Source organism: Dietzia cercidiphylli (assembly GCF_039531545.1).
GTDB lineage: Bacteria > Actinomycetota > Actinomycetes > Mycobacteriales > Mycobacteriaceae > Dietzia > Dietzia natronolimnaea.
Genome location: NZ_BAAAQG010000008.1, coordinates 63,726 through 86,233, shown reverse-complemented (window position 1 = coordinate 86,233; position 22,508 = coordinate 63,726). Strand labels below are relative to the sequence as shown.

Below are 22,508 nucleotides of genomic sequence, written 5' to 3'. Positions count from 1 at the left end.
TGTTCAGGAAGCACTTCGGTCTATTTTCGCCCAGCGATCCGCAGATCCCCGTGAATCACCGGGGCTAATGTCTACTCTGACTATTTGGCCCCCATCCGCCAAACCAACGATATGAAGTAACCGACCGTCACCCCCGCAAATTCAACCGCCCTGGCTCGGTCGGAGGGTTTGGGGTTTGCCGCCAAAATGGCGCGAGCAGGTCAGGATGGGGCGAAACGCACGGCCGCGCGATAGCTGACCGCGAGTTTCTGGGCAATGGGTCGTGAGGGCTCACCCCCCGGCCGTGAAAGTGCGAAAGCCACCTTTCGCGGCCCCGCCGGTAACAGCATTGAGCCATGACCACGCGCCCCGCTATCCCACTCCTGCGGGCCGCCCATCCCGTCCCGGCGTTCGCGGTCACCATGCTCACCGTGCTGCTCGCGGCGAGCATGGGTGTGGGCACTCGCACCGCAGTGATCCTGTTTGTCGCGGTGTTCAGCGGTCAGCTCGTCGTGGGATGGACCAACGACCTGGTCGACCGCGAGCGGGACCGCCGCGTCGGCCGCCGCGACAAACCACTCGCGGCCGGGCAGATCTCGGTCGGGCTGGTGCGTTCGACAACCGGTGTCGCGAGTGTGGTCTGTGTTGCGACGTCGCTGCTCTGCGGCCTTGCTGCCGGCCTTCTTCATCTCACTCTGGGGGTCTGCGCCGCCCTGGCTTACAACTTCGCGCTCAAATCCACCGCGTTCTCCTGGCTCCCGTACTCGCTGGCCTTCGGCGCTCTCCCCGCCGTGGTGGGCCTGTCCCGTGACCCGGCCGCTGCGTCGTCGGCGCCCTGCTGGGATTCGCCGCGCACCTGCTCAACGCCATGCCCGACCTCGCCGACGACGCAGCGACCGGGGTCCGGGGACTCCCCCACCGGCTCGCACCCACAACCGTTCCGCTTCTGGCGGCGCTGACCTCGTCGCCGCCACCGTCGTCGCCGTCTTCGGCAGCCGCACTCCCCCGACGGCCGCCCAGTGGGTGCTGTTGGCCGTGGTGCTGGTGTTGGCGGTCGCCACGACCGGCAAAAAGGGAAAGACGCCGTTCTACGCGGTGATCGCCACCGCGGGAGTCAACGTCGTCATGCTCTTGCTCGGCTGACGCCAGGGGCCCGGAGTGAGCCTTCGGCGACCCCGTTGACCGGACTGCATGACCGGGCGGCCGCTCGCGAATAGAGCAGCTGCCGACCTCGTCGTCGATGTCGTCGTTCTATTTGTGGCCGTGGATTTGTCACCCGGGCGCGGCGCTACCCGCCGGCCCTGACCTCGATCAGCTACCACTGCCTCACCGGGTCGGGGGCGTGGGCCCGGCACATCGTGAAGATCGGCTCCGAGTAGGTCTCCCGCAGCCACACCTCGACCGGACCGCGCGGGCCCTCGAGCGTCACCTCGACGTGCTCGTCCCGTTCGACCACGCGCACCGGGGCGAAGGCGTCGATCGCGTCATTGGACACCACCGCGCGGGCATGATGCTGCGTGCGGTCCGGACGAGGGGCGTGAGTTTTGCAGAACGGCGGCCCTGCCGCTTGCGGGCCGCTGCCCGATCCGAATCGTCGGCACTGCCTCGACAACCGCTCGGTCTGCACGACCTGGCAACGACCTGCGTCGTGTGCTGCTGCCGGGACTTGTCTGTCGTCGTCGTCGTGATCGTCGCCGATTAACCACCCTCCCACCTGCACGGTTCCCGCCCAGCGGAATCGTTTGGTGACGCGCACCACACCCGGGTCACAGTGTCCTCATCCCCACCCGGGCGCGCGTGCGGCGCTCCCCGCGGTGACACCCCGGCACGGCGGGACCCCCTCTCGAAAGGACACTCCATGGGCGACATCCGGGCCCTCGGCTACCTCAGAATCGACACCACCGACCTCGACCGCTGGCGCACGCTCGCCCACGACGTGTTGGACCTGGGTGTGGGCGCCGGCGGCAACGACGACACCCTCCACCTGCGCCTGGACGAGCGCGCCCGCCGCATCACCCTGCGCCGCGCGGAGAAGGACAACCTCGCCGCCGTGGGCTGGGAGGTGCGCGACGAGATCGCCCTCGACCGCGTCCGGGCCACCCTCACCGAGCACGGCATCGCCTACCGCGACCTCACCCACGACGAGACGCAGGCCATCAAGGTCGACGGCGCCATCACCCTGGAGGACCCCTGCGGTCAGCGCCTGGAGATCTTCCACGGCGCCGAGCTGGACCACTCGAAGGTCTCCACCAAGTACCGCACCGAGTTCGTCACCGACGAGCTGGGCCTGGGCCACCTCGTGGTCCCCACCACCGACTACGACGCCACCATCGGCTTCTACCGCGACGTGCTGGGCTTCCACACCCGCGGCGCGTTCCCCTTCCCGTTCGCGCCCGGCATGCCGCCGCTGCGCATCCAGTTCATGGGTGTCAACCCCCGCCACCACAGCTTCGCCGTGATGCCCGCCCCGCACATGGGCCCCGGGATCGTCCACATCATGCTCGAGGTGGCCGAGATGGACATGGTCGCCCAGGCCATGGAGCGCACCACCGAGCACGGGTTCGGCATCTCCTCCACCCTCGGCCGGCACACCAACGACAAGATGGTGTCCTACTACCTGCGCGCGCCCGGCGGCTGGGACATCGAGTACGGCTACGACGGGCTCATGGTGGACGAGAACCAGTACCTACCGCAGAACATCACCGCCGACAGCTACTGGGGCCACGACTGGTCCGGCAGCGAGCCCCTGGCCTGCACCCTCCCGCTCGAGGAGTCCGCTGCGGAGGCCGTGGCCGAGTCGCTGTCCGAGCCGGTGGTCGACACCGCCGCGGCGCCCGCCTGACCCGGCGGGCCAAGGCCCTGCGCCGCACGGTCCGCTCGACCGGGCGGCGGTATCGACCCGATGCGGCGGCGGGGCCTGGTCGTCGTCCCGATTTTCTACGACCCGGTCCGCGACTGCGTCCGATCCACGATCGACCGTGAGCTCCAGGTCAGGTGCCGACGATCGCCTGCGTGTAGCGCTCCACCAGCACGGTGAACATCGCCGCGCGGCGGGCGAGGGCAGCAGCGACATCGTCCTCGATCAGACACTGCACCAGCGTTCCGTCATGTGCCGCGGTCAGGCTCGGCCCCAGAGCCGCGTGGTCCGTCACCTCGAGCCCGACCTGGGCGAGCAACCGGTCGAGCAACGGCATGAGGGTCGCGAGGATCGCCTTCTCCCGCGCGAGCAGCACTCGCTTCAGAGAGGGGGTGCGCAGTGCATGGGCGGTGAACTCCGCGTTGACCCGGAACCACTGATCGTCAACCGGAACCACCGCCAGCACGCACGCCACCACGTCATCCAGCGACCTGACCGGAAGCGGCTCGCCCGTATCGAGCAACGCCCCGACATCCGCCAGCATCTGCGACGACCGCTGCTCCCACATCGCCAGGAACAACTCTTCCAGCGAGGTGAAGTTGGAGTAGAAGGCGCCCCTGGTGAAGCCGGCCCGGCCACACACCTGCTCGACGCTGGTGCTGCCGAAGCCCCGCTCGGCGAACACCTCGAGCGCCGCGTCGAGCAGCCGCTGCCGAGTCTCAGGCCGCCGTCGCTTCACCGTTCCGCTCATTGTTCCGAGCTTACCGGGGTTGCATACATCACCGTATTGGATACAGTGGCGCATCGAATACACAGTTGTATCGAATGGGTCGCCCAGCGTCAGGAGCACCGCATGACCTCACTGCCAATCCCACTACGGACCGCCGGTGCGGCGGTGGCGGCGGTCCTGCTCGCCGGCCTCCTCGCCATCGTCCCCGGTGCCCAGGGTCGGGCGTCCGCCTCTGCCGGGCCTACCGGTCCACCCCTGTCGGTGCCGCAGCAGACCCTCGACGATGCCGTGCGCTGCACCCCGGACGTCCACCCGGGGTCCGGAAAGAAGGTCGTGGTACTGGTCGGCGGTGTGGGCTTCGACCCCGCCGACGCCTGGGGCTGGGGGTACTCGCGCGCGTTGGTCCGCGACGGCTACGGGGTGTGCGAGGTCACCGTCCTCGACCACGGCCGCGGCGACGCCACGATCGGCGCCGAATACGTGGTCAATGCGGTCCGCTACGCGCAGGCCCGGTCCGGACAGAAGGTCAACATCGTCGCCCACAGCGCGGGGCCGGCATTGTCCCTCTGGGCGCTGCGCTTCTGGCCCGACGTCGCGGCCTCGGTCGATGACATGATCTCGCTCGCGGGCCCGATCCACGGCGCGCACCCCGTCAACCTCATCTGTTCCGTCGGCTTCTGTCCGGTCCTGGCCCATCAGCTCTCCATGGGGTCGCGGTTCACCGCCGCTCTCAACCGCGAACCGATCTCCCCGTCGGTGTCGGTGACGTCGATCTTCACCCTCTTCGACGAGGGTATCCAGCCCGCCCGCGAGGTCAGCAGCTACCCGGGGGCCGCGAACATCGCCCTGCAGGACCACTGCCCGGGCCGCCTAGTCGAGCACGTCGGGCTCATGTACGACGCCGCGACCTACCGGCTGGCGCTCGACGCACTGTCCCACCCCGGGCCGGCGGTACCCGCCCGGACCCCGAACCTGTGCGAGGGGATCACCCTGCCCGGATTCGACATCGCCACCTTCGTCCCGTCGTTCACGCAGGGGGCGATCAAGTACCTGGGGATCCTCGGGCAGCCGTCATTGCCGGCCGAGCCGGCCCTGCCCCGATACGCCGAACAGGGATGAGGCCCACCTCCATGACCACAGGCAACAACGGACCGAGGACACAGACGATGAACGCAGACGTGATCGTGGTGGGAGCCGGACTGGCGGGCCTGGTGGCCACCGCCGAGCTGGCCGAGGCGGGCAAGCGGGTGCTGCTGCTCGATCAGGAACCCGAGCAGAACCTGGGCGGTCAGGCGTTCTGGTCCCTGGGCGGGCTGTTCCTCGTCGACACCCCCGAACAGCGACGGATGGGGATCAAGGACTCCGCCGACCTCGCGTGGCAGGACTGGCTGGGCAGCGCGACCTTCGACCGCGGGATCGACGACCCGGCCGGGCCGGACTACTGGGGATACAGGTGGGCGCGCGCCTACGTGGACTTCGCCGCCGGCGAGAAGAGGTCCTGGCTCCACGCCCAGGGCGTGCGGTGGGTCCCGATCGTCGGATGGGCCGAACGCGGGGGGTATCTCGCCGAGGGCCACGGCAACTCCGTGCCGCGGTTCCACCTGACGTGGGGGACGGGGCCCGCCGTCGTCGCCCCTTTCGAACGCCGGGTACGGGACGCTGCGGACAGGGGCCTGGTCCGCTTCGGGTTCCGCCACCGCGTCGATGAACTCACCGTCACTGGCGGGGTCGTCGATGGGGTCCGAGGTGCGGTCCTCGAGCCCAGCGGGGCACTGCGGGGCTCGGCGAGCAGCCGCACCGAGGTCGGCGAGTTCGACCTGCGCGCGTCAGCCGTCCTGGTCACCGCCGGCGGGATCGGCGGCAACCACGACCTGGTGCGCGAGAACTGGCCCGCTCGACTCGGCACGGCGCCAGCCACCATGATCTCCGGGGTCCCCGAACACGTCGACGGCCGCATGCTCGGCATCAGCGAGAACGCCGGTGCCCGCCTGGTCAACAAGGACCGGATGTGGCACTACACCGAAGGCGTCACCAACTGGAACCCCATCTGGAAGAACCACGGGATCCGCATCATCCCCGGGCCGTCGTCCATGTGGTTCGACGCTCGCGGACAACGCTTCCCCGTTCCCAACTTCCCGGGATTCGACACCCTCGGGACCCTCAAGGCCATCCAGGACAGCGGCCACGACTACTCCTGGTTCGTCCTCACCCAGAAGATCATCGAGAAGGAGTTCGCCCTGTCGGGGTCCGAGCAGAACCCCGACATCACCGGCAAGGACCTCAAGCTGGTGTTGGGACGGGTCCTGCCGGGCGCCGGCGAACCGGTCGAGGCGTTCAAGAAGCACGGGAAGGACTTCGTGGTGGCCGACACCCTGCCCGAACTCGTTGCCGGAATGAACCGGGTGGCGGGCTCCAAACTCATCGACCTCGCCGATCTGGAGCGACAGATCGTGGCGCGCGACCGCGAGATCGACAACCCGTTCACCAAGGACCTGCAGATCTCCGCCATCCACAACTCCCGCCGCTCCCGTGGTGAACGACTCGCCCGCACCGCAGCGCCGCACAAAATCCTGGACCGACACTCCGGGCCGCTCATCGCAGTACGATTGAACATCATCACGCGCAAGACACTCGGTGGCATCCAGACCGACCTGGACGGCCGCGTCCGCGGCGCCGACGGCGCTGTGGTGCCAGGACTGTGGGCCGCCGGCGAGATCACCGGCTTCGGAGGAGGCGGCGTGCACGGGTACCGCTCACTCGAGGGCACGTTCCTGGGCGGCTGCATCTTCAGCGGCCGTCAGGCCGGCCGTGACCTCGCCCGGGAGGTGTGACAATGCGGCTCAGATGGGGCCGACCCGACCTCGCCACGTACCAGGCAGGGCCGGCCACGCCGCCGGCCTCGCCGACCTCACCGGTCGCGGTCTCGTTCCTCGGCGTGACCACCCTGCTCTTCGATGACGGGAAATCGGCCGTCATGACCGACGGGTTCTTCACCCGGCCGGCCCTGGCCCGAACGCTCCTCACTCCCCTGCGGAGCGACCCGGCGCGCGTGGACCACGCCCTGCGCCGAGCAGGAGTCGACAGTCTCGACGCCGTGGCCTGCGGGCACTCCCACTACGACCACGCCCTCGACTCGGCCGCGGTCGCGCATCGCACCGGCGCCACGCTCGTCGGCAGTGAGTCGACCGCGCAACTTGGGCGCGGAGCCCAGCTGCCTCCGGATCGCATCGTCACTGCCGCACCAGGCAATGCGCTGACGTTCGGCGCCTTCACCCTGACCTTCCTCGAATCCGAACACTCACACCCCGACCGGGTGCAGGGAGCGATCGAGCACGCGATCGCCCAGCCCGCCCGGGTGCGCGCCTACAAGTGCGGCGAGACGTGGTCGATCCTGGTAGAGCACGACGAGTCCGGGCAGTCCGCGCTCGTCCACAGCAGCGCCGGCTTCCGACCCGGAATGCTCGACGGGCGCCGCGCCGACGTCGCCTACCTCGCCGTCGGTCAACTCGGACACCAATCCCGCGACTTCATCGAGCAGTACTGGACCGAGACCGTGACCGCCGTGGGGGCACGATCGGTCATCCTCACCCACTGGGACGACTTCTTCAGGCCGCTGACCACGCCCCTGCGAGCGCTCCCCTACGCGGTCGACGACCTCGACGCCGCGATGCGCGTTCTCACGGCGTGCGCCGAGCGGGACGGGGTCCACCTGGAACTGCCCACGTTGTGGCGCCGGACCGACCCGTGGGCCACCAGGTAGGACACGTCCCCTCGCCTCGCCAGGCCGCCGCGCTACACCACCGCCCCGTCGACCAGCCGGAGTTGCGCATCGCACCGGGCCGCGGTGGTGGCGTCGTGGGTGACTACCATCACCGCCACCCCGAACTCACGCGCAGTGCCCAGCAGGAGTTCCATCACCACCTGACCGGACTCGGAGTCGAGCGCGCTGGTGGGTTCGTCAGCGAGCAGCAACAAGGGCTCGCTCATCAGGGCCCGCTGCGCGGTGATCGGGGTGCCCCACGAGAGTCTCGGCGAGGAGATCCAAGCCGTCGTGATTCGCGTCGCCGGCTCCACCCTGACCGAGGACGAGCTCATCGCGTGGGCAAAGGAAGGCCTTGCCGCCTACAAGTACCCGCGGATTGTGAAATTCCGCGACACGCTCCCCATGACGGCGACAGGAAAAATACTCAAACGCGAACTCGACTAACGCTATTCAATTCGGCTCGCACCACGGTTGTTCGGCAGCCGTGGGCCCCGCACCGTACGGGCGTTGCATCTGCCGGCCCGCCAGATCAACCCGCCGAGAGGCACCACGACGGATCTGCAGACACTTCTAACCGAGGACAGAACGAAAGGAACTCAACATTGGGGCGTACCGGCGCATCATGGAAGCGGTCAGTGATGACGATGTCGATTACCTTAACCGTCACCGTAGTGGTTCTATTCTCCTCCTGCTCTACCCTCGCAGCCCGAACGAATGCCGACCTGACGACCACGAACTCAGTAGACGACCGCGCCCGCACGAGTGAGTCCTAGCCCGAATGTAGGTCGTCACGCCCCCAGGGTCTGTCGTAGGAACTCGGCCGTGATCCTGCCGGCGTGGCGGCTGTGCGGGGTCAGGCCGGCGAGCACCGGGAACGCGTGGACTGCCGAGTACCACCGATGGGTCTCGACGGGCCGCCCGGCCGCGTGGAGGTGTTCGGTCAGCTGGAGCGCGGCCGGTTCCACGTGTTCGCCCGCGGCCAGGGTGATCAGCGTCGGCGGGAACACCTCCGGATCGCAAGTGAGCATCGAGCGGCTGCTCTCCAGCCCGTCGGCGTGGTGCTGCCACAGCCTCTGGAACCGCTGCACCGTGACGGCCGGTTGGTAGGAGTCGCGCGTGGCCCACGGCCCCTCACGCACCTCGCCATCGACGTCGAGCAGCGGCGAGTACCCCACCATCGCGGCGGGCCGGCGGACGCCGTCGCGGGCGGCCAACTCGCAGATCGCTGCGGCCAGGTACCCGCCCGCCGAGTCCCCGGCCACCACGATCCGGTGATCCGCGGGCAGCCGCTCGGACAAAGCACGATACCCGGCGTAGGCGTCCGCGACCACGGTCGCCAGGTCAACCTCCGGCAGCATCCGGTAGTCCAGCGAGTGCACGGTCACGCCGAGGTCCATCGCCAGCCGGCCGCAGAGCCCGCGGTGGGTGCCGGGGCCGCAGAAGAGGAACGCGCCGCCGTGGAGGTAGAGCACGGTCACGCCGGCGAGCGCGTCCGGGCCGACGGAATCGGGGGTCGAGGTCTCGGCCGCGGTGCCGCCGAGCACGGTCCGTTCCACACGCACCCCGGCGGGACCCGTCAGTCGCGAGAACCCGCGCTCGACCGCGGCCAGCCCCCGGATCCCGGCGCCGGTCATGGGCCAGAAGCGGTACACCTGACGGAGCGTCGCCCGCCCGGCCCAGTAGAGCAACCGGGACTGCAGGTCGACCTCACGGTGAGTGGTCACGAAGGGGTGGGTCCGTGTGGTCACGAGCGGGACGATCCTTGCGTTCGTAGGAGAGCGCGCTGCTTCCGGCGACCCTTGGCGGCCATCAGCGGCAGGAGCGCGGACGCCAGGCGGGGGAACGCCGCGCCCACCCGGGCCAGCGCCCCGCGCCGAGCCGGGACGGCCGTGACCGGGCGCGGCGACTCCAGCACCCTGCCCACCGCGCGCACCACGTCCGCCGGCTGCAGGAGGACCCCCGAGAACGACAGCGCCGCCTGCGGGTCCTCGAGTTTGTCGAAGAGCATCGGGGTCCAGATGCCGTCCGGGCAGATGCACGAGATGTCGATATCGTCCACCCCGGCCAGCCGCAGGTCGGCGGCCGTGCTGGAACTGAAGCCCATCACCGCGTGTTTGGACGCCGCGTAGACGGCCTCGCCCGGGACCGCGGAGATCCCCGCCAGCGAGACGATGTTGACGATGTGCCCGCCGCTGCCGGTCGCGCCGGTGCCCGGGATACCAGTACTGCGGCCGCGCATGGCCTCGATCGCGGCGACCGTGCCGTTGATCGTCCCCAGCGCGTTGACGTCCAGCATGAGCCGCCGCTGGTCGTCGGTCTGCTCCCACGCCGGGCCTGTGAGCAGGACGCCGGCGTTGTTGACCCACACGTCCACGCCCCCGGTCTCCGCGACCAGCCGGTCCCGGGCCTCGTCGACCTGCCCGCGATCGCGGACGTCGACAGCGGCCCAGAGCGCGCCCCGCCCGATCTCCGCGGCCGCCGTCCGGGACGACTGTTCGTCCAGATCGGTGATCATGACGCGATATCCGCGGTCGGCCAGCAGGCCCGCGATATCTCGGCCCAGGCCGCGACCGGCCCCGGTCACGAGCGCGCTGCGGGTCCTCGTCGTCGTCGTCTTCACTTCCCGTCCTTCAGGCCGGAGCGGAGTTCGCCGTAGGAGATCCCACCGTGGCAGTACGTCGGCACGACCGGCCAGAAACGCTTCCACGGCGCCAGTTCGGTGGAGGGCAGGATCTGGAGCCAGCGCGGGTCGGCCGGGCACGGGTCGGCGAGGGTCTTCTCCTTGATCATGGAGTCGTACTGGTCCAGCGCGTCCTCGAGGGTGTTGGCGTTGGGGCAGATCTCGCGGCCGTACTCGCGGTGGTAGCGGCGCACGCCCGGGATCTTCGACAGCTCCGGCTGCCAGTTGTCCAGGGAGATGCCGTTCTCGGAGGACACCCACACGCCGTCCGGGGTGTTGATGACCAGCGAGTGGTTGCCGTCCGTGTGGCCGGGCGTCCACAGCAGGGCGATGCCGGGGCCGAGCTCGATGTCACCGTCGAACACGGCGAACCTGTCCCGGTGGACGCCGTCGAGTCCGTCCTCGACGTACCAGGCCCATTGCATGGGGTGCAGGTCCTCCAGGGTGGCCAGTTCGCGGCGGTGCACGAGCAGCTGCGCGTCGCCGAACAGGGCGGTGCGCGGCGTCGGCTCGCCGGCGATCACCTCGCTCGAACCGAGAATCATCCGGGGGTCCTGCACGTGCAGGTGGTCGAACGTGAGGAAGTCCACGTCCTCCGGCCGCAGCCCCACCTTGGCCAGGGCCTCGCCGGGCTCGTTGAAGTACTTGAGGATCGCCTTGCTGGCCAGGCGGCCGCCGGGGACGGCGTCGACCAGCCTCTCCAGACTGGCGTAGAACGGCGCCTTGGCGGAACCGGCGGGGACGGTCGGCTCGAACACCAGGGTGCGGGGCCGACCGTTCCAGTCGTCGTACTGGACCACCACCATGCGGTTGATCATGGTGACCAACGGCAGGCTGGGCACAGACACCGCGTTGTCGAAGGCGTACTTGACCGGGTACGGCGCCCCGGCCACGTCGACTGACCGCACCGCCCGCACCTGCCCCTGCTGCACGAACCGCTTCTTGTACTCGGCGGCCGCCGAGCGCACCGCCCTCAGCCGCTCGCCCCGCGGCCACACGTCGTGGACGCCGTCGAATTCGGGGATCGGCCGCGCGCCGATCTGCTCGAGCATGGGCCCGGACACCTGGTCCGAACGCGGTGGATCTTCGCGCAGCATCGTTCGCTCCTCCTCGCCGATGGGGTGGCCGCCCGGGGGGGCGCCGGTCGTTCCCGCGGTCGACATCAGCATCCGGTGTCCGGCGGCGGGAAACTTGTGTCAGGGCGACAGGTTGGTGGTCCGTCTCAGCTCCCCGGGGGACATACCGAACCACCGGCGCGCCGCGTGGCTGAGCGTGGCCTGCTCGGCGAAACCGACCAGGTCGGCGATCTGGGTGAAGGACAGGTCGCTGGTCGTGATGAACCGGTGCGCGCGATCCCGACGCAGGTCGTCGACGACCCGGCCGTAGGTGGTGTCGACGGCGGCGAGGCGACGTTGCAGCGTCCGCGGGTGGAGCAGGAGCGCCCTGGCCACCTCGGCGAGCGTGGGGACGCGGCCGGGAAGGCGCTCCCCCACGAGGCGGCGCACCTGGTGAGCCACCGAGTCCGACGGGTCGGAGTACGAGCCCGTCAGGTAATCGAGGGCCGCGCGACGGAGATCCTCATCCGCGGAGGCGAACGTGGCATCCAACATCCGACGGTCGACGCACAGCGCGGCCGCGGGCCGGTCGAACTTCACGTCGACGCCGAAGAAGCCCAGATACCGGCCGACCGGCGAGAGTGGTCCGTGCGGCACCTCCACCGACCGCAACCCGGTGGACTGCCCGACCAGATGCACGGCCACCCGGTAGAACACCCCCAGCCCCAACTCAGCGGCCTGCGGCGAGTACGGCGACTCGGTCAGCTCCTTACGGTAGGTCAGGGCATTCACGCCGCGCCGGCCCCACGGGTCGTCGGCGACCTCGATCCTCAGCGCGGGGCTGTGCACGAACATGAACCGAGCCGCGCACTCCAGCGCCTCCGCGGGGGTCTGCGACGATCCGATCGCGCGCGCGATGGGGCCGAGAATCGTCACGTCCTGCCGTTCGGCCAGCCGCAGACCGAGGTCCGGGCAGCGCAGGTGGGCTGCCGCCACATCGAGCATCCGGTCGTGGTCGGTGATCGACAGCAGCCCGTCCTCGTCCGCCAACGTCTCTGGCTCGATGCCGAACCGCGCGAGCAGCCGATCCGGATCCCCGCCGAGTTCGGTGACGAGCTCAGCGAACCCGCGCAGGCTCGCGGCGCGGATCAACGGCTGCATCGACGTCGCCTGTCCTTTCGCGTGCGGAGTGCCGGCGAGAAGCCGCGGCCGGGTACGTCTCCGCGGAGCCACACGTGGTTCGACCATCCTCGCTCCACCTCGCCCCGCCGTCCGGCCCTACCCGCCGCCCCTGACCTCGATCAGCTCCCACTGCCTCACCGGACCGGGGGCGTGGGCGCGGCACATCGTGAAGATCGGCTCCGAGTAGGTCTCCCGCAGCCACACCTCGACCGGACCGCGCGGCCCCTCGAGCGTCACCTCGACGTGCTCGTCTCGTTCGACCACGCGCACCGGGGCGAAGGCGTCGATGCCGTCGTCGGGCACCACCGCGCGGGCATGATGCTGGGCGCTCTGCACGGCCGCCGAATGACTACTGCGTCCACGCAGGTACCGATCGTCGACCCGCCCCTCGGTGTAGCGGGTGACGATGTCGGCCGGATTCTCCGCCTGGTCGACGCGGCCGTAGAAGAGTCCGTGCGGCAGGACGAGCATCGTCGCGGCGAAGCGGTCGCCGCCCAGGTGAGAACACTCCCAGGTCGCCTCCGGATACCGCTCGGCGATCCGCGCCGCGGCGCTGCGCCCCCGCACCGCGCAGCACTGATCGTGCTTGCCGTGCGCGCACACGGCGACCAGCGGCTCCGCTGACGGGGCGCCGGCGGAACCGTCGAGGGGGATCTCGGCGTACCCGACCGGGCCGTCGACCTCGCCCCACCGCAGCGACTCATGCCCGGGCCGGGCGTCGGCGAGCGCCCACCGCCAGCGTTGATCCTCTGTATGACGACGACGACCCGGCCTGCGGATCGCGGCAACCCGGACCTCAGCCTCCTGGGCACGCCCGGCGATCTCGCGACCCAGCTCGGGCGGAAGGAGTGACGGCGAGTCGAGCAACGCCGAATACCCCCACGGGCCGGACAGCTCGACCATCAGCCACCGCAACCCCCGGGAGCCCGACCCGTCCAGGGGATCGCCGCGGCGCAACGACGAGTCACTGCACGGTTCCCAGTCCGCAGGCCTGCTCACAGCGCCACCACCACGCCCTCCCGCAGCAACCGCCGGAGAACCACCAGGCCGTCGTCGGCATCGAGGCCGGGCAGCGAACCGGCACTCACGGGAGCGCCCTCAAGGACAGCGCGCAGGGCGGAAGCGCATACCGCCGGGAACGTCACCAACTTGGTGGGCAGCCTCAACACCACCGTGCCGGGATTGGCGGCGACGGAGTCGGCGTCGGCGTCGGAGTCGGTGCAGTCCACCCGTGCATGGAGCCCCTCGCGCAGCCTCAGCTGAGTGTCGGCGTCGAGGGACGCGACGGCGTCGAGGGTGGCCAGCGGGCGGATCGCGGCGGGGCGCGTGAGGTCGAGGTACTTCTCGGCGAGCGCGTCGCCGGCGAGAGCGCTGAGCTGCTCCTGCTTCTCGGCGATCAACCGGGCCAGTACGTCGAGGACCTCGCGGGCGTGGGGCTCGGCGCTCGCGGCATCGGCCGGGGCGAGCCCGAACGGCAACGACGCCCGCAGCTCCTCCTCCGAGGACAGTGCCTCGATCATCGCTGTGGCGACGTCGTGCCCGGTCAGCGGGGCCACGCCCACCGTCAGGTGGATAGAGGTATCGCCCTGCGCCTCGGCGGAGTGGACCCAGCCGCGCGGCAGGTAGAGGCAGTCCCCCGGCTCGAGCACGGTGTCGATGACCGGCTCGTCCTTCGCCCGTTCGGCGATCGCCTCGCGGTGATCGGTCCACGGCTGGTCCGCGAGCGGATAGTGGTGGACGGGCTCGTGCACCCGCCACCGCTTGGTGCCGGACACCTGGAGCACAAAGACGTCGTGGACGTCGTAGTGCGGATCGAACCCGCGATTCGCGGGCGGGGTGATGTACGCGTTGGTCTGCACCGGGTGGCCGATGTCCGAGGTCATGCCCCGGACGAAGTCGATGATGGGCGGCCAGAACCGGTGCAGTCCCTGCAGCACGAGCGTCGCCCCGGCGGCGTACTGCGTGAGCACGCCGTCGGGGTCGAGCTGATCGGCGATCTGCGCCCCGAACCCCGCGGAGCGGGTGAAGCACGCCCGGTCGACGAGCGTGCCCTCCCGCGCCATGCGCACGAACGGCGTGCGCACCCCGCGTTCGGCGATGATCTCGTCGACCATCGCGGGCGAGAGCAGGTCGGAGTAGTCGCGTGGCAGCTCGGCCGCCCGGGTCAGCAGGGGCCGCTGCCCCCACACCCGAGCCGCGAACTCATCCGAGCCGCACGCGACGCACCGATGAAGCGCCCGCAATTACTGCGTGCCGTCAGCGCCGCCGTCGGCGCCATCCGGGTTCGAACCGCCGTCGGCCAGCCCTTCGCCGGAGTCGGCGGATCCATCAGCGCCACCGTCGTGACCATCCGGGTTCGAGCCGCCGTCAGCGAGGCCTTCGCCCTCACCCTTCATGTGGTGGGCGGAACCGTCGGCCCCGCCGTCGTGACCATCCGGGTTGGAGCCGCCGTCAGCAACTCCCTCGCCTGACGCTGGGGTGGTGGTCATGTCATCGTCGCTAATAGCCATCTGCGATCCTCTCGTCGGTGCAGGCGCTGACCTGCACGGATTCATGCGGTGTCGCCACGTGCCCGGACTGGCCCGGACACGATGGGGCTTGCCGTTCCCACTATGCCACCGGATGGACATGGGGCACGACCGGTCGGAAACCGGCGCCGGCGCGCCCCCGAAACCCGGCCGCGATGAGAACCGGCGGCGCCACTACTACCTCCCGCGGTTCGCCTTGCGGTAGCTGAACACGGAGCCGATGATCCCGGCGACCGCCCCGACCATCCCGCCGACCACAGCTCCCTGTGCCGCACCCCCGAGCAGACCATCCCCCGGTGTCACCGTGACCGAGGGGAAGGGCAGGAGTGGTTGACCCGCGAACACGGTGTAGGTCATCGCGGCGAACGTCAGGGCGATGAGCGCGCACACCGCGACCATGGTGACCAGCGTCGACCTGGCCCCGGCCTCCTCGGCGAGGGCATTGAGGTGGACTCCCCGCCGCCGCGCGTACCACTGGGTCGCCGCCGCGGGCAGGATCGTGAGCACGAGGAGAACTGTCGGCACCAGGATTAGGCCAAACGCCGCGGACACGACGGCCCCTGCGAGCCCCGCGTACAGACCGATAGTGAGACCGAACGAACTCGCCTCCATGAACACGGTGCGCTCCCGCTCGTCCCCGTACGCCGGGCTGTCGAGATTCATCACCCGGTCCGACAACCTGTCGAACACGCTGTTTCGCTGATTCATCGGGACTCCTCTTCCAGAGTGAAAAGCTCTTCGACCGACCGCTCCAGGGCCCGCGCGATACGAATCGCCAGGTACACCGACGGCGAATAATCGCCCCGCTCGACCGCGATGATCGTCTGCCTGCTGACACCCACCGCCTCGGCGAGCTCGGCCTGGGTGACCCGCTGGACCTTGCGGCACTCCCGGACCGGGTTCGATCCGGCCGCATCGGACTCTCGGACTGCCATGACGCAATGTTAATCAGACTTGACTTTTAATGTCAAGAGTAGTTGACCTTGTCGCCGGCGGCGGCTCCCCCGGTTCAGGTGCCGACGTTGTCGTCGTCGTGCCCCTAGCCGGACTTGAGACCCGCGGCCGTCACCCTCGCGCGGCCTGGACCGCAAGTAACACGGACCGGCAGCGGGATGGCGCCCGCATACTGGGTGATCAAGGTCTGCGTGATCGAGGTCTGCGTGATCGGGGTCTGCGTGATCGGGCTCCTCACTGTGTCCACTATCGCCGAGACGGGAAAGAAGGCCCTGCCGACATGATCCCCACGCCGGGTGACGCCGCCGCTCTGCGCGTGGCCGTCGAGCCGACCCGCGACCCCCACCTCGTCGCCGCGGTGGAGGGCGCGGGCGGCTCGGTGTTGTCGCTCGACGAGGCGCGGGTCCTGGTGTGGATCGGCGGCCCCGAGGGGTTCCCGACCCTGCCGGAGCGCGTCGAGTGGGTGGCGCTCAGCACCGCGGGCATCGAGCACTTCGTCGCCGCGGGGGTGCTCGACGACCGCCGGACCTGGACCAACGCGTCCGGTTTCTACGCCCGGGGCGTCGCCGAGCACGCGCTGGCGCTGCTGCTCGCGGGCACCCGGCAGGTCGTCCGGTCAGCCCACACCCGCTGGGCCAAGGACGCCGTCGACCCGGCCGTCCGCACGCTCCGGGGCGCCTCTGTCGCGATCATCGGCGCCGGCGGCATCGGCCGCGAGCTCGTGCCGCTGCTCACCGCCTGCGGGGCGCGGACCCTCGCCGTCACCAGGTCCGGCCGCCCGGTCGAGGGAGCGGCCCTCACCGCTCCGGCCGAGCAGACCGACGAGGTGCTCGCGCAGGCCGACCACGTGGTGCTGGCCGCGCCCGACACCCCGGAGACCCGTCACCTGATCAACGACCGCACCCTCGCGCTGCTGCGCCCGCACTCCTGGATCGTCAACGTGGCCCGCGGGCCCCTCATCGACCAGGCCGCCCTGTACCGCGCGCTCACCGGCGGCCTGATCGGCGGCGCCGCGCTCGACGTGACCGATCCGGAGCCGCCCGCGCCGGACGACCCGCTGTTCGGCCTCGACAACGTGGTGATCACCCCGCACGTCGCCAACCCGGCCGGGCGACTCACCGAGGAGATGGCCGGGCCGCTCGCGGAGAACCTGCGCAGGTTCGTCGACGGCGAGGACCTGCTGTCCGTGGTCGAGTACGGCCGCGGATACTGACGCTCACCACCCCGCGACCCGAGGGGTGCACCCGTCGCACGCCCCGGACGGGAGTCGTCAATCCACCGCACGGCGGATGAACCCGCGCAGACCGACGGCAGCGAAGGCGACCGTCGAGACCGCGAGCCCGAGCGCGATCCACTCCGCCCCCAGATGCGGAGACGAGGTCAGGGCGCCGCGCATCCCCTCCGAGACGTAGGTGAGCGGGTTGAACAGCGTCAGCACCTGGAACCACCGCAGGGAATCGAGCAGCTGCCACGGGTAGAACGTGGCGCCGGTGAAGATCAGCGGCGTCAGGGCCAACGCGAACACCATGTTGATGCGCCGCGCCGGGACCGACGTGCCCAGCACCAGTCCGATCGACGCCCCGGCGAGGCCGCCGACGATCAGGAGCAGCGCGAACACTCCCCAGTTCGCACCGCCGGTCTGCACCCCACCGGGCAGGATCAGAGCCGCTAGCGGCAGGATCAGCAACGCGGCGATCAGGGACCGCCCGGTCGCGAACACCAGCTTCTCCACCCCCACCATCAGCGGGGAGATGGGCGCCAGCAGCCGGTCCTCGATCTCCTTGGTGTACGAGAACTCGATCACCAACGGCAGCGCCACGTTCTGCAGGGCCGTCAGCACGAGCGTCAGTGCGATGATGCCCGGCAACAGCTGCGTCGCGTAGGACTCGTCCACCGCACCGATCTCCGGCAGGACCAGGCCAAAGACGAAGAGGAATGCCAACGGTTGCATGAGCGACTGCGCGAGGAAGCCCCCGAGCTCGTGACGGAGGGTGTTCCAGATGTCGCGCTGCAGCAGGCCCAGGAAGGCGCGGACACCGGTCGCGCGCGCCAGCATCGGGTCAGTGTCTCTCGCCGGGTCACTGTCTCTCGTCACGACACTCATCGCAGCTCCCGCCCGGTCAGGTGTACGAACACGTCTTCCAGACTGCCCTCGAGCCGGCGCACGTCCCGGACCACGGCTCCCCGTTGCTCGGCGACCGCGATCGCCTCGCCCAGGCGGCTGTCGCCGTAGCACCGGACCCGCCACCGCCCCTGCTCGAGCTCGGCGGACTCCGTCTCCCCGAGCTCTGCCAGCAGCGGAGCGGGATCGTCGTGGGCGTCCAACACCAGCTCGATGCCGCGACCACCAGGCAACAGATCCCGCAGACCGGCCGGGGTGTCCAGCGCGATCCGCTCACCGTGGTCGACGATCGCGATCCGCTCGCACAGCCGATCCGCCTCCGCCATGTCGTGCGTGGTCAGCATGATCGTGGTGCCGGATCGGTGGAGGTCGGTCACCCGGTCCCAGAGGAACAACCGCGACTGCGGATCCAGCCCCGTGGTCGGTTCGTCGAGGAAGAGGAGCGGCGGACGGTGCATGAGCGCCCGCGCGATGAGCAGGCGCTGCGCCATACCGCCGGAGAAGTTCTCCACCTGCTCGTCGGCGCGGTCCGCCAACCCGAACTGCTCCAACAGCTCGCGCGAACGCCGCCGCCTGTCCTTCAGTCGCATGCCGTAGTAGGCGCCGTGGAACGTCAGATTCTCCAGCGCCGTCAGTGATCGGTCCAGGTTGCTCTGCTGCGGCATCACCGCGATCCGCCGCTTGACCGCCTGCGGTCCGGCCACCACGTCGATGCCGTCGATCCGCGCGGTGCCGGAGGTCGGCCTCACCCGGGTGGTGAGAATGCCGAGCGTCGTGGTCTTGCCGGCGCCGTTGGGCCCGAGCAGTCCGAAGAGTTCGCCGCGACCGACCGTGAAGTCGATGCCCCTGAGCGCGACCGGGCCCCGGCGGCCGTACTGTTTGCGCAGCTCGCGGACCTCGACCATCGGATCGTCGACGCGCTCTGCCGTCCGGGTGTCGCCGCCCGCCTCCGTCCGGCCGTCGCGGCGCCCGGCGTCGTCGTTCCCGCCCACACAGTCCTCCGATCGCCGAGCAACGTGTAGCGCTCGTGACCCGACGCGGCTTCCCCGATCCCGAAGCCCGTCAGCGAATCGCTGTTGACGTGACAAGCGTAGGTCGTCGTGCCCCTTCGCCGCAGAGACCGATCGGCTCGAGCGCCAACCGGAGCCGCCGCCCGGTGTGCTCGACCGGGTGGCGGCGCTGCCGTGTGCTGGTGCGGACCTCGTCGTCGTCGTTCTCCCCGCCCCTCGGCGGTCCCGCCGCGCGGCGACCCCGCCCCTCAACGACCCCGCCCCTCAACGCCAAGAGCGTTCCGCACACATCGCCCGAGAGGCGGGTGTACGGAACGCTCTTGCCGATGCGGACGTGGGCCGCGCGGCGGGCGTGGGAACCGCAGCGGACGTCGGTCCCGCCGCGGGCGCGTTACTTGACCAGCAGCTCCGCGATCTGGATCGTGTTGAGCGCGGCGCCCTTGCGCAGGGGTGATGTCCCGCTCGAACTCGGCGTTGATGCTCAGCGTGTGGCCGGTGAACACGGGCACGCGCACGCAGGTGCCGGCGACGCGCAGCTCCGGCAGGCCGAGGATCTTGCGCGACTCGTTGCGCAGCTTCTGCTCCTCGTCGGTCTCCTCGGACCCGTCGTCGATACTCCGTCTTCGCCCACTCTGACCCGCCACAACCCTCTCCCGCTTCCACGTTAGTTTTCGGTCCATGTACCCCTCTCGGTACGCCCACGCGACGAGACTCGCCCCGGATTTCACCGGCAACCACATCCCCGTCGCAAGCAGGTCATCTACGACCCGCTCTGCATCGCCACGATCGATATCGTCGAGGACGTGAAGTGCCTCGGTGGCGATCCACATCGAGTCCCGGGCCTCGACCATGCGCTCGACCGCCTGGCTGAGCGCCTCACGTTCGTCGATAATCGCGGTGCAGCTGTGCGCTTGCGCATATGCGATCACCGCGGCCTCACCGGCGTGCTCAGCAGCTGTCTCGGCTCCCATGTCGGACTGGATCGCCAGCTGCACTGCTCCCTCGTCGGAATCGAGGACGACGAGTTCGGTCCACTCACACTCCGCGATTGCCGGAATCCCGGAGTAGCGCTCGCGCGCCAACTCAACCTCGGCGTTCACCGCGTCCGGTATCAATATCACTCGCCCGCTGGGCGAGAGCCTTCGCAGTATCTCGCCGTGGCCTGCACGATGCCAGTGGGTGAACACACTCGTGTCCATGACCCATCGTTCAGGCATCTCCGTCGATCACCTCGAAGGGTGACTCGTCTCGTGGACGCAGCTCTGCGTCGCTGATTGATCCGCGCAGCATCTGCAGCGCTCGCTTACGTGTGAGTTTGGCATCTTCGTACCCGCGCACCACAGCGGCTGCAAATTGCGGGGACAGCCGCGGAGCGACGAGGTCGTCAGCGGGTAGCGGGACACCCACCGCCACAAAGTCCCCAGCAAATGGGACTTCCCGCGCGAGCGCCACACGCTCGCGCTCTTCGATCAGACCCACGTTCTTGAGCTGGTTGACCGTAGCCGTCCACGAGACCCGGTACTTGCCGGCGATGCGGATGGCGCGGCGGCGTGGGCTCTCCGTCGGGTAGTCACTCCACAACTTCGCCGCTCCCTCGCGGGGGATCAGGAAGTGAATAGCAACCGACTTGACCATCGTCTCGGAATCGGAGCTGTGTGCGTCATAGGCGTCGCCTACCAGCCAGTGCGCTAGTTCATGGGCGACCGTGACTCGCTTGCGCCCCTGCGGCTGCTCAGAATTGATCACCGCAGCGGCCACCGCCGTGTCGCTGTCCCCGTCGACGGTCACACAGGCACCATCCGCCGACTCACCGTAGTTACCCACGAACACGTACATCCCGAGCCGCTCGCAGACCGAGAGAATATCGGGGATGGGCTCGTTGTCCAGCCCGGCCCGTCTGCGCGCCTCGTGGGCAACCCGCTCCGCGTCCTCATGACGGTCGGGCACCGCCGATTCGGGTCGGCGCACAGTCGAGATCAGTTCTTTGTGCATCAGCGATCGCATGTCGTCAGCTAGCAACTCGATTGCCTCGTCCATGCGCTCTGTGACTTCCGGGTCGAATCCGGCGTCGGTGCGGCGGCTGATCACCGCAGGCACTTCGTCCATCACGAACCACTGCAATGGCTTGTCGAGCGTCGCGGCGATGGCGAACATTTCCGTCGCCGAGACGCGTCGGGTTCCCGATTCCACCTTGCTGACCGAAGTGTGATCGAGCTGGCCCAACACTTCCGCAAGCTGCCGCTGCGACATGCCGGCAGCTACTCGCGCCTCCGCGATACGCCTACCGAGTGCCTTCGCGTCCATGCTTGCGATTCTGGCACATCAAGCAGCTTGCGTGTAGCGGCCACTCAGTGTGGAGTTCCGCGGCTCCCCCGCTCGCGACCGGCGCCGCCGCCCAATCAGCGTGACCGGGCGACGGCTCTCGTCAAGGGCTGCTGCGGAGCTCGTCATCGTCGTCCTACCGAACGGCTCCCCCCCTCGGCTGACTACGTGACCAGCACCGGCGTTACTTGACCAGCAGCTCCGCGATCTGGATCGTGTTGAGCGCGGCGCCCTTGCGCAGGTTGTCGCCCGCCACCATGAGGTTCAGGCCCCTGTTGCCCTCGATCGACTGGTCCTGTCGGATGCGGCCCACCAGCGATTCGTCGATGCCCGCGGCGTCCAGCGGGGTCGGCACGTCCACGACCTTCACGCCGGCCGCCGAGGACAGCAGCTCGCGCGCCTGCTCCGGGGTGATGTCCCGCTCGAACTCGGCGTTGATGCTCAGCGTGTGGCCGGTGAACACGGGTACGCGCACGCAGGTGCCGGCGACGCGCAGCTCCGGCAGCCCGAGGATCTTGCGCGACTCGTTGCGCAGCTTCTGCTCCTCGTCGGTCTCCCCGGACCCGTCGTCGACCAGCGCGCCCGCCATCGGCAGCACGTTGAACGCGATCGGCGCCACGTACGGCCCCGTGTCGTCCACCTTGAGCGCCGCGCCGTCGTGCACCAACTCGTGGCCGACGCCGACGTTCCCGGTCACCTGCTCCTCGAGGGTCCGCACGCCCTGCAACCCCGACCCGGACACGGCCTGGTACGTGGAGACGACGAGGCGCGTGAGCCCCGCGGCGTCGTGCAGCACCTTGAGCACCGGCATCGCGGCCATGGTGGTGCAGTTGGGGTTGGCGATGATGCCCTTGGGCGGGTTCTGCGCGGCCTCGGGGTTGACCTCGGAGACGATCAGCGGGACGTCGGGGTCCTTGCGCCAGGCGCTGGAATTGTCGACGACGACGGCGCCAGCCGCGGCGAACCGAGGGGCCTGCTCCTTGGACATCGTGCCGCCCGCGGAGAACAGGGCGATGTCGATGCCCTTGAGCTCCTCGTCGGTGGTGTCGGCCGTGTCCTCCACGACGATCTCCTCGCCGCGGAACGGCAGCGTGGTGCCCGCCGACCGGGCGGAGGCGAAGAACCGCACCTTGTCAGCCGGGAAGTCCCGCTCCTCCAGCAGGGCGCGCATCACGCGCCCCACCTGGCCCGTGGCTCCGACTACGGCGACAGTGGTCATCGTTGAGGTCAACTCCTGAAAGGTTCTGTCCCGGCCCGCCGCGGACGGGTTCTCCGCCCTGCGCTCGACCGACCGGTGTGGGGACCCAGTCTACCGAGGCCGGTGGC

Annotated in this window: 24 protein-coding genes and 1 pseudogene; 8 read left to right on the top strand and 17 right to left on the bottom strand. The window is 69.6% G+C overall.

Features of this window, described 5'->3' with window-relative positions; genetic code table 11:
• Nucleotides 1-335 precede the first annotated feature (335 nt).
• Nucleotides 336-938: a UbiA family prenyltransferase gene (locus tag ABD250_RS09910; protein WP_241730500.1), complete on the top strand. Its 603-nt coding sequence runs from the start codon at nt 336-338 to the stop codon at nt 936-938.
• 356 nt (nt 939-1,294) lie between these two features.
• On the opposite strand, the gene ABD250_RS09905 is transcribed toward ABD250_RS09910, so the two are convergent.
• Nucleotides 1,295-1,474: a hypothetical protein gene (locus tag ABD250_RS09905; RefSeq protein ID WP_241730499.1), complete on the bottom strand. Its 180-nt coding sequence runs from the start codon at nt 1,472-1,474 to the stop codon at nt 1,295-1,297.
• 363 nt (nt 1,475-1,837) lie between these two features.
• Between ABD250_RS09905 and ABD250_RS09900 the strand changes: the two genes are divergently transcribed.
• On the top strand, nt 1,838-2,821 hold the full coding sequence (locus tag ABD250_RS09900; RefSeq protein WP_344392021.1) for a VOC family protein: 984 nt from the start codon (nt 1,838-1,840) through the stop codon (nt 2,819-2,821).
• Nucleotides 2,822-2,969: 148 nt separating this feature from the next.
• Here the strand turns inward: ABD250_RS09900 and ABD250_RS09895 are convergent, their stop codons facing one another.
• Nucleotides 2,970-3,587: a TetR/AcrR family transcriptional regulator gene (locus ABD250_RS09895; protein WP_182630805.1), complete on the bottom strand. Its 618-nt coding sequence runs from the start codon at nt 3,585-3,587 to the stop codon at nt 2,970-2,972.
• Between the two features lie 102 nt (nt 3,588-3,689).
• Between ABD250_RS09895 and ABD250_RS09890 the strand changes: the two genes are divergently transcribed.
• From ABD250_RS09890 to ABD250_RS09880, 3 genes are read left to right on the top strand one after another with little or no spacing between them, the layout of a single operon-like run.
• A complete protein-coding gene (locus ABD250_RS09890) occupies nt 3,690-4,685 on the top strand; it encodes a lipase family alpha/beta hydrolase (protein ID WP_182658957.1) in 996 nt (331 codons plus the stop codon).
• 47 nt (nt 4,686-4,732) lie between these two features.
• Nucleotides 4,733-6,397 carry an FAD-binding dehydrogenase gene (locus ABD250_RS09885; protein ID WP_182658958.1) on the top strand — a complete coding sequence of 555 codons (1,665 nt, stop codon included), beginning with the start codon at nt 4,733-4,735 and terminating at the stop codon, nt 6,395-6,397.
• 2 nt (nt 6,398-6,399) lie between these two features.
• Entirely contained in the window at nt 6,400-7,326 is a 927-nt protein-coding gene (locus ABD250_RS09880; RefSeq protein WP_182658959.1) for an MBL fold metallo-hydrolase, read from the top strand.
• 32 nt (nt 7,327-7,358) lie between these two features.
• Here ABD250_RS09880 and ABD250_RS09875 read toward each other — a convergent pair whose 3' ends face one another.
• Nucleotides 7,359-7,553: a hypothetical protein gene (locus ABD250_RS09875; protein ID WP_182658960.1), complete on the bottom strand. Its 195-nt coding sequence runs from the start codon at nt 7,551-7,553 to the stop codon at nt 7,359-7,361.
• A gap of 13 nt (nt 7,554-7,566) precedes the next feature.
• Here ABD250_RS09875 and ABD250_RS09870 point away from each other — a divergent pair.
• Nucleotides 7,567-7,773 (top strand): annotated as a pseudogene (locus ABD250_RS09870) (AMP-binding enzyme); the annotation flags it as partial.
• 344 nt (nt 7,774-8,117) lie between these two features.
• On the opposite strand, the gene ABD250_RS09865 reads toward ABD250_RS09870, so the two are convergent.
• From ABD250_RS09865 to ABD250_RS09825, 9 genes are all read right to left on the bottom strand, one after another.
• Nucleotides 8,118-9,077, bottom strand: a complete 960-nt coding sequence (locus tag ABD250_RS09865) for an alpha/beta hydrolase (protein ID WP_344392014.1) — start codon at nt 9,075-9,077, stop codon at nt 8,118-8,120.
• Nucleotides 9,074-9,949, bottom strand: a complete 876-nt coding sequence (locus ABD250_RS09860; RefSeq protein WP_344392012.1) for an SDR family oxidoreductase — start codon at nt 9,947-9,949, stop codon at nt 9,074-9,076. Before ABD250_RS09860 ends, ABD250_RS09865 begins: the two co-directional genes overlap by 4 nt.
• The gene (locus ABD250_RS09855; protein WP_344392010.1) at nt 9,946-11,106 is read right to left on the bottom strand and encodes an MBL fold metallo-hydrolase; all 1,161 of its coding nucleotides are present in this window, start codon (nt 11,104-11,106) and stop codon (nt 9,946-9,948) included. The genes ABD250_RS09860 and ABD250_RS09855 overlap by 4 nt, the downstream gene beginning before the upstream one ends.
• Before the next feature lie 99 nt (nt 11,107-11,205).
• On the bottom strand, nt 11,206-12,225 hold the full coding sequence (locus tag ABD250_RS09850; protein ID WP_182658623.1) for an AraC family transcriptional regulator: 1,020 nt from the start codon (nt 12,223-12,225) through the stop codon (nt 11,206-11,208).
• Between the two features lie 117 nt (nt 12,226-12,342).
• The gene (locus ABD250_RS09845) at nt 12,343-13,149 is read right to left on the bottom strand and encodes a ferredoxin family protein (RefSeq protein WP_241730639.1); all 807 of its coding nucleotides are present in this window, start codon (nt 13,147-13,149) and stop codon (nt 12,343-12,345) included.
• A 92-nt stretch (nt 13,150-13,241) separates the two neighbouring features.
• Complete coding sequence (locus tag ABD250_RS09840) at nt 13,242-14,489, bottom strand: cupin domain-containing protein (RefSeq protein ID WP_182658624.1); 1,248 nt, start codon at nt 14,487-14,489, stop codon at nt 13,242-13,244.
• Nucleotides 14,490-14,756 (bottom strand): BatC protein, encoded by a 267-nt coding sequence (locus ABD250_RS09835; protein WP_182658625.1) that lies wholly within the window; start codon nt 14,754-14,756, stop codon nt 14,490-14,492.
• A gap of 195 nt (nt 14,757-14,951) precedes the next feature.
• Complete coding sequence (locus ABD250_RS09830; protein ID WP_182658626.1) at nt 14,952-15,482, bottom strand: hypothetical protein; 531 nt, start codon at nt 15,480-15,482, stop codon at nt 14,952-14,954.
• Nucleotides 15,479-15,709 (bottom strand): helix-turn-helix transcriptional regulator, encoded by a 231-nt coding sequence (locus ABD250_RS09825; RefSeq protein WP_182658627.1) that lies wholly within the window; start codon nt 15,707-15,709, stop codon nt 15,479-15,481. Before ABD250_RS09825 ends, ABD250_RS09830 begins: the two co-directional genes overlap by 4 nt.
• Before the next feature lie 177 nt (nt 15,710-15,886).
• Here ABD250_RS09825 and ABD250_RS09820 point away from each other — a divergent pair, with 177 nt between their 5' ends.
• Both ABD250_RS09820 and ABD250_RS09815 read left to right on the top strand, forming a co-directional pair.
• Entirely contained in the window at nt 15,887-16,012 is a 126-nt protein-coding gene (locus ABD250_RS09820; RefSeq protein ID WP_277817588.1) for a hypothetical protein, read from the top strand.
• Nucleotides 16,009-16,941 carry an NAD(P)-dependent oxidoreductase gene (locus ABD250_RS09815; protein ID WP_344392005.1) on the top strand — a complete coding sequence of 311 codons (933 nt, stop codon included), beginning with the start codon at nt 16,009-16,011 and terminating at the stop codon, nt 16,939-16,941. The genes ABD250_RS09820 and ABD250_RS09815 overlap by 4 nt, the downstream gene beginning before the upstream one ends.
• Before the next feature lie 57 nt (nt 16,942-16,998).
• Here ABD250_RS09815 and ABD250_RS09810 read toward each other — a convergent pair whose 3' ends face one another.
• The 5 genes from ABD250_RS09810 to ABD250_RS09790 all read right to left on the bottom strand — a co-directional run bounded on the left by ABD250_RS09810 (nt 16,999) and on the right by ABD250_RS09790 (nt 22,401).
• Nucleotides 16,999-17,784: an ABC transporter permease gene (locus tag ABD250_RS09810; protein WP_179526116.1), complete on the bottom strand. Its 786-nt coding sequence runs from the start codon at nt 17,782-17,784 to the stop codon at nt 16,999-17,001.
• A 44-nt stretch (nt 17,785-17,828) separates the two neighbouring features.
• The gene (locus ABD250_RS09805; protein ID WP_338404256.1) at nt 17,829-18,842 is read right to left on the bottom strand and encodes an ABC transporter ATP-binding protein; all 1,014 of its coding nucleotides are present in this window, start codon (nt 18,840-18,842) and stop codon (nt 17,829-17,831) included.
• A 266-nt stretch (nt 18,843-19,108) separates the two neighbouring features.
• Nucleotides 19,109-20,059 carry an Asd/ArgC dimerization domain-containing protein gene (locus ABD250_RS09800; protein ID WP_344392002.1) on the bottom strand — a complete coding sequence of 317 codons (951 nt, stop codon included), beginning with the start codon at nt 20,057-20,059 and terminating at the stop codon, nt 19,109-19,111.
• Nucleotides 20,060-20,069: 10 nt separating this feature from the next.
• Nucleotides 20,070-21,164 (bottom strand): helix-turn-helix domain-containing protein, encoded by a 1,095-nt coding sequence (locus ABD250_RS09795; RefSeq protein ID WP_182611043.1) that lies wholly within the window; start codon nt 21,162-21,164, stop codon nt 20,070-20,072.
• Nucleotides 21,165-21,366: 202 nt separating this feature from the next.
• A complete protein-coding gene (locus tag ABD250_RS09790; RefSeq protein WP_344392000.1) occupies nt 21,367-22,401 on the bottom strand; it encodes an aspartate-semialdehyde dehydrogenase in 1,035 nt (344 codons plus the stop codon).
• Between the last annotated feature and the right edge of the window lie 107 nt (nt 22,402-22,508).